The 6,167-nt window shown below is 76.2% G+C and carries 5 protein-coding genes and 1 pseudogene; 2 read left to right on the top strand and 4 right to left on the bottom strand.

The genetic code is table 11. From position 1 onward, the window contains the following. Positions 1–299, bottom strand: a pseudogene (locus tag ABZ885_RS33485) (hypothetical protein); the annotation flags it as partial. Positions 300–419: 120 nt separating this feature from the next. Between ABZ885_RS33485 and ABZ885_RS33480 the strand changes: the two are divergent. Further along, positions 420–1,103: a hypothetical protein gene (locus ABZ885_RS33480; protein WP_360197165.1), complete on the top strand. Its 684-nt coding sequence runs from the start codon at positions 420–422 to the stop codon at positions 1,101–1,103. Between the two features lie 79 nt (positions 1,104–1,182). Here the strand turns inward: ABZ885_RS33480 and ABZ885_RS33475 are convergent, their stop codons facing one another. The 3 genes from ABZ885_RS33475 to ABZ885_RS33465 all read right to left on the bottom strand — a co-directional run bounded on the left by ABZ885_RS33475 (position 1,183) and on the right by ABZ885_RS33465 (position 4,722). Beyond that, the gene (locus ABZ885_RS33475; RefSeq protein WP_360197162.1) at positions 1,183–1,854 is read right to left on the bottom strand and encodes a GAP family protein; all 672 of its coding nucleotides are present in this window, start codon (positions 1,852–1,854) and stop codon (positions 1,183–1,185) included. 74 nt (positions 1,855–1,928) lie between these two features. After that, complete coding sequence (locus ABZ885_RS33470) at positions 1,929–3,263, bottom strand: DUF1254 domain-containing protein (RefSeq protein WP_360197159.1); 1,335 nt, start codon at positions 3,261–3,263, stop codon at positions 1,929–1,931. Positions 3,264–3,393: 130 nt separating this feature from the next. Beyond that, positions 3,394–4,722 (bottom strand): DUF1254 domain-containing protein, encoded by a 1,329-nt coding sequence (locus tag ABZ885_RS33465; RefSeq protein ID WP_360197157.1) that lies wholly within the window; start codon positions 4,720–4,722, stop codon positions 3,394–3,396. A gap of 282 nt (positions 4,723–5,004) precedes the next feature. On the opposite strand from ABZ885_RS33465, the gene ABZ885_RS33460 reads away from it, so the two are divergent. After that, a complete protein-coding gene (locus ABZ885_RS33460) occupies positions 5,005–6,060 on the top strand; it encodes an NAD-dependent epimerase/dehydratase family protein (protein WP_360197154.1) in 1,056 nt (351 codons plus the stop codon). Positions 6,061–6,167 lie beyond the last annotated feature (107 nt).

Here is a 6,167-nt window from a genome sequence, read left to right as displayed (position 1 = left end):
ATGAACTGCACTTCGTAGGTGCGGATCAGTGCGGCGGCCTCCTCCAGGCCGACGTAGGTCTGGAACCAGCCCGGCAGCACGTCGTTGAAGCTGTGACCTCGGTCCGGGTCGAGGACGACCGGCGGGCCGCGGGCGCGCCCGGGGCGGCCGACGGGCAGGCCGGGCAGGTCGGCGGCGCGGTGGGCGCCGTCGGGGCGGCTCCGGTGGTGGCCGGGCTGGAGCTGGCCGGGACCGGGGCGATCACTGCAGAAACGTTGCTTCCGGGGCTCCAGGGGCCGGCGATCCCCGTCCCCGCGCACGGCGCGACACCGCTCGGCAGTCCGACGCTGGTCGCTGCGCCGGCGCCCGCGGCCGGCCGCGGTGCCGGGGGCGGCTGGGCCGGAAACGGTGGGGCCGGGGGCGGCTGGGCCGGGGGCGGGGTGCCCGCGTCGGGCGGGCTGCTGACCGTCGAGGCGGGCGAGTACGGCAACCGGACCGTGCTGACCCTCACCAACTCCGGGACCACCGAGATCCGCTGGCACGCCGAGGTGGACGCCGGCTGGCTCCGGCTCAGCCGGGACGCCGGAACGCTCGCCCCCGGCCAGCGGATCACCGTGATCGTCACCGTCGACGAGGACCTCGCCCCGGCCGGGCACTGGACCGCCCGGATCGCGCTGCCGCCCTCGCAGGCGGTGGTCACCCTGGACGGCGGCCCGCACCACCGGGGCGGCTCCGCCTCGGTCCCGGCCGAGCCGACGGCCGGTGCGACGGACGGGCCGACGGCTGGTCCGAGCACCGGTCCGAGCACCGGTCCGAGCACCGGTCCGAGCACCGGTCCGCCGGGCGGGCCGACGACGGGCCCGACCGGCGGGCCGACCGGCGGGCCGACAGCCGGTCCTACGGCCGGGCCGACTGGGTCGGGGTCGCCCTCGCCGGGCGGGACGCCGACGGGCGGGCCGTCCTCGCCACCGTCCTCGCCGCCGCCCTCCCCCGGTGGCACGGGCTCGCCGACGGCGGGACCGTCCTCCGCCGGGCCGAGCGCGCCGGCGTCCGCCCCGCCCGCGTCCCCGGCCCCGCGCCGCGGGTCCGCTCCGGCCGGCGCCCGGTCCGCGTCGCCGCGCTGAGCCGGGCGGGGCGTCCGGCAGAGGGCGTCCGGCACGGATGTCCGCCAGGGGCGTCCGGTTGGGGGCGCCGACCGGGGTGTCAGCCGGTCAGGCCCGAGATCGCGTCGCCGACGTACTTCGTGCCGAGGACGACCAGCACCACGACCGTGATCGCCGCGTTGTGCGCCGCCATCCACGCCTTCCACTCCCCCAGCACCCGGGCCGACCGGTCACCGCCGGAGAGGTGGACCGCCAGCGGCAGCAGCGCGCAGAGCGAGCCGATCAGCACCATCAGCGCGGCCGCGACCGCCTTGCCGCCGCCGGAGGCCGTGCTGGTCGCGATCGAGACGGCGCCGCCGACCGCCAGCACCAGGTTCTTCGGATTCGCCACCACCAGGACCGCCCCCAGCCCGGCCGACCGGCCCGGGGTGAAGCGGTCGACCGCCCGCATCCACCGGGGCGGGCCGTGCACGTGGCCCGCACGCGGGCGGTCCCGCCACTGCTTGAGCCCCACCAGCAGGAACAGCACGCCCAACGCCAGCTTCAGCCACCACGCCCAGGCCGGGTCCGCCGCGCCGGCGCTCAGCCCCGAACCGGCCGACACCACCACCGCGACCACGGCCGCCAGCGCCGTCACCCAGCCGGCCGTGAACGCGGCGCCGTTGGCCCTCCCCCTCGGCGTGGCCAGCAGCAGGATCACCGCGACCAGCGGCAGCGGGCTGATCGCGATCCCCACGGCCGAGGCCAGCATCCGGCCGACGGCGTCGCCCATCCGTGCGTCCCTTCGTCGGTGCGCGCCCGCTCGGCGGCGCGGTGCCCGCAGGCCGTCGCGGGGCTGCGGGCGGCTCAGCTCCGCTGGATGGGCGGCACCCGGTAGCTGCCGTCCAGGGCGGCCGGCTCCGGCTGGTAGAGCCGGATGACCGGGCGGAACCCGCCCTCCGGGGCGGGCAGCCAGTTCGCCGCCCCGGCCGGGTCGGCGGGCCGGTCGTGCTGGATCCGCAGCGTCAGCGAACCGTCCTCGCCGTACTCCAGGCCGGGGGTCCGGTCGCCGATCGAGTACCGGGCGATCGGGTTCGCGACCAGGTGGTACTCCGGCAGGTCGTACATGGTGACGGACCAGAAGGCGCCGGCCGGCGGCGGCTGGTCGAAGCGCAGCGTGTAGCGGTGCTCCCCGCTGAGCGGGCGGCCGTCGGCGTCGTCGTGGGTCATCGCGTGCAGCGCCTCGTAGGCGTGACCGCCCCAGAGGCCGGTCCGGGCGGCGGCGGCCCGGCTGAGGTAGGCGGCGCGGCGGTCGGGGATGCGCCACTCGGGGTCGTCGAGCGTGCCGGGGCCGAGGAAGTCGACGTTGTAGTCGAACAGGTGCAGCACCGAACGCCACTCACCCGCCGGATGGTCCTCCGGCGGCCGGATGGCGTCCTCGACTCGTTCCCGGCCGGCCGCCAGGCCCTTGAGCAGGGCGAGGGTCCACTCGGGCGCGGCGGCCCGGTACGGCGAGGGGCCGGTGTCGAGCAGGCCGAGCGGGGCGAACCGCTGCTGGTACTCGACGTCCGGTGCGGCGGGCGGGAAGGCCGCCATCCAGACCCGGAGCCGTTCGAAGAACGCCAGCCGTTCGGGCACGTCGGGGTCCGGTGCGGGCAGCCCGGCGGCCAGCCCGCCCGGCTCCAGCGGTTCGAGCGTCAGCCCGGCCTGGAGGGCCCTGACCCGGGGCAGGTCGTCCGGACCGGTGCAGGCGAAGCGGCCGACGATGGTGGCCACCCTGGTCGGCGCGACGATCACGTGCTCGTGGTCCGCGGTGGTGCCGTGCCAGCCGGGCGGGACGATCAGCCAGGTCTGCGCACCGGTGCCGGTGGCGCGCCGGCCGACGTACGCGAAGTTGTCGGTCCACGCGCCGACGAACTGCAGCACGTGGTACGCCCCGGCGGTGTCCGGCACGCGCAGCACCTGCGGGCCCTCGGAGAGGTCGAGCTGGGCGATCGAGTAGACGGTGTCGTTGTTGACCGAGACGAACGGGTCCTCCGGGCCGGCCAGCCGGGTGGCGTGGCCGAGCCGGTTGAACGGAGCCGCCGGCAGGGTGCCGATGCCGCCCTCGGTGAAGCGCTCGACCATGGTGAGGGCGGAGACCAGCGGGTAGCCGTAGACGTAGGCGTCGGCGGCCAGGGCCTCCAGCTCGGGCTGGTTCATCGGGGTCCTCTTCCGGGTGCGGGCGGGGGTTCGCGGCGGGCGGCGTCGGGTGGGGCCGACGCGGGCGGGGCGGGGCGGGCCACCCGGGTCGGGGCCGACGCGGGTCGGGGTCGGCGCGGGGTCGGGCGGGTCAGCGCGGGGTGAGCGGAGGGAGCGTCCAGCGGCCGTCGAGGGCCGACTCGTCGGGGCCGTAGAGCCGGATCACCACCACGAACGGGCCGTCCGGCGCGGGCAGCCAGTTGGCCGAGTGCTGGGCGTCGGCGGGCCGCTTGTGCTGGACGTACAGGGTGAGGCCGCCGTCCGCGTCGTGGACCAGCCCGGGGGTGCGGTCGCCGATCGAGTAGCGGTCCAGGGGGTTGTCGACCAGCAGGCGGTCCGGGAGCGCGTACAGGGTGGCCGACCAGAAGTACCGTGCGGGCGGCAGACCGTCCGGCGCGAAGCGGAGCACGTAGTCGCGGTCGCTGGCGTTCGGCGGGCGGTTGCCCTCGCTGTCGGTCTCCCAGCCGGTGTACCAGGCCTCCGCCTCGGGCAGCCCGTACAGGCCCTTCATCGCGCCGACGGCCTGCTTCAGGTAGGCGGTGCCGATCTGCTCGCGGGTGCCGAAGATCCCGCTGGAGCCGGTGGTCTCTGCGGCGGCGCGGTCCAGTTCGGCCCGGCCGTCGGCGATGCCGCGCTCGATCTCGGTGCGGACCCCGATCGGCAGCGTGGCCGGCTCGAACTCGCCGCGGCCGTCGATGCCGAGGTCGGTCAGGCGGCCGCGCAGGTCCGCCTCGGCGGCCGGCCCGGGGAAGAAGCCCAGCAGGAAGTCCAGGAAGCCGAAGAACTCGAGGGTGTCCATCACCTCGTCGCGCCAGACCGGCCAGACCGGGTGCGGGGCGGGTTCCGGCGCCGCAGTACCGGCGTACTCGTGCAGCGGGCGCAGCCGGTACTGCTGCTGGACCTCCTTCAGCTCCTCGACGGCCTCGGGCGCGCTTCCGGCCAGGCAGGTGCGGCCGACGATGCCGACCAGGTGGGTGGCGGTGCGGATGACGCCCTTGACGCCCCCGGGCACCTCGCCCTGCCAGCCGGGACCGGCCACCAGGTAGTCGCCGGCCTCCCCGCCGGTGGCCCGGGTGCCGATGAACCCGGCGTACACGGTGTCGAGTTCGTGCAGCGGGAGGACGTAGTAGCGGTCCCCGGCGGCAGGGACGGAGACCACCCACGGCTCGGTGCGCAGGTCGAGCCAGGCCCAGGAGTACGGGGTGTCGTTGTTGGGGGTGACGACGTCGGTGTTGGCCGGGGTGAAGGGCTGCGGATAGTGCCGGAAGACGCCGAAGCCGCCGACGTACCGCGGGTCGGCGTCGTCCACCGCCTGCGCGTACATGGTGCGGTAGTTCTGCAGGATCGGGTAGCCGCGGACCCAGGCCTCGGCGGCGGTCGCACGGATGGTGGCCGGGTCCACGAGTGCCGGGTTGACCATGCTGTCGCTCTCCCCAGTGCCGGAGCTCTGCCCAAATCAGACATATCGGTACAGGGGGATGCTATGCGGCCCCCCTGGGATCAGCACCTCGACCGATCGGGCCCGGGGCGGGGTGGCGGCGGGACTCGGGCGCGGGGGCTCGGGCGGGACTCGGGCGCGGGGGCCCAGGGGGGCGGGCTCAGGGGGCGGGCTCGGGGGGCTCAGGGGGCGGGCTCGGGGCGGGACCTCTGCCGTCAGCAGAAGAGCGCTTGCGGTGCAGTCGGCTGAGGCAGCCTTGTCGGTATGAAGATCCTCCTGCTCGGTGGTTCATCGTTCCTCGGACGCGCCTTCGCCGCCGAAGCCCTCGGCCGGGGCCACGAGGTGACCACCTTCAACCGCGGCCGCTCCCACGCCGACCTGCCCGGGGTCGAGGCCGTCCACGGCGAACGCGACTCCGCCGGGGACGTGGAGCGGCTGGTCCGGGGGCAGCACTGGGACGCCGTCATCGACACCTCCGCCCAGCAGCCCGCCCAGGCCGCCGCCTCCGCGCGGCTGCTGCGCGAACACGCCGGCCACTACACCTTCGTCTCCTCCGTGCACGCCTTCGCCGACTGGCCGGCCCAGGCGATCACCGAGGACTCGCCGCTGCACCCCTGCCCCGCCGACACCCCGCCCGACCAGCCGTTCAGCAGCGCACTCAAGGCCGGCTGCGAGCGTGCGGTGCAGGAGTACTTCGGCGCCGAGCGCACGCTGATCCTGAACAGCGGGATGCTGATCGGCCCGTACGAGAACGGCGGCCGCCTGCCCTGGTGGCTGGAGCGGATGGCCCGCGGCGGCCCGGTCCTGGCACCGGGCGATCCGGAGCGGGCGATGCAGGTGATCGACGTCCGCGACTTCGCGGTGTTCGGCGTGGACGTTGCGGCCGCCGGGCACACCGGCCGCTACCTCACCACGGCCCCGGCCGGGAACGTCACCTTCGGGGAGTTCCTGGCCACCTGTCGCGAGGTGGTCGGCGAGCCGGACGACGGCCGGCCGCGGGCCGAGCTGGTCTGGGTGCCGGACGGCCCGCTGCTCGCCGAGGGCCCGGACAGCGTCCAGCCGTGGCTGGAACTGCCGCTCTGGGCACCCGCCGTGCCGGAGCTGGCGGGCGCCTGGCTCGCCGACACCACCCGGGCGCAGTCGGCCGGGCTGCGCTGCCGGCCGTTCGCCGAGACCGCACGCGACACCTGGGCCTGGCTCCGGCAGCGCGGGCCGGCCGAGGACACCGACGCCGATGGCCGCAAGGGGCGCCAGGGCGCACCCCACCGGCAGGGGATCGTCCCCGCCAAGGAGCAGCGACTGCTCTCCGCGCTCACCTAGCCGGCGGCGGAGGGGCGTGTGGGCGTGGGGTCAACGGTTTCCGACACGGTCGGCCACCCGGCCGCCGCACCGGGCCGCGCGGCGGCCCAGCCGTTACGGTGGCGGGC

The organism is Kitasatospora sp. NPDC047058 (genome assembly GCF_040643935.1).
Taxonomy (GTDB): Bacteria; Actinomycetota; Actinomycetes; order Streptomycetales; family Streptomycetaceae; genus Kitasatospora.
This window is presented reverse-complemented; position numbering and strand designations above follow the sequence as displayed.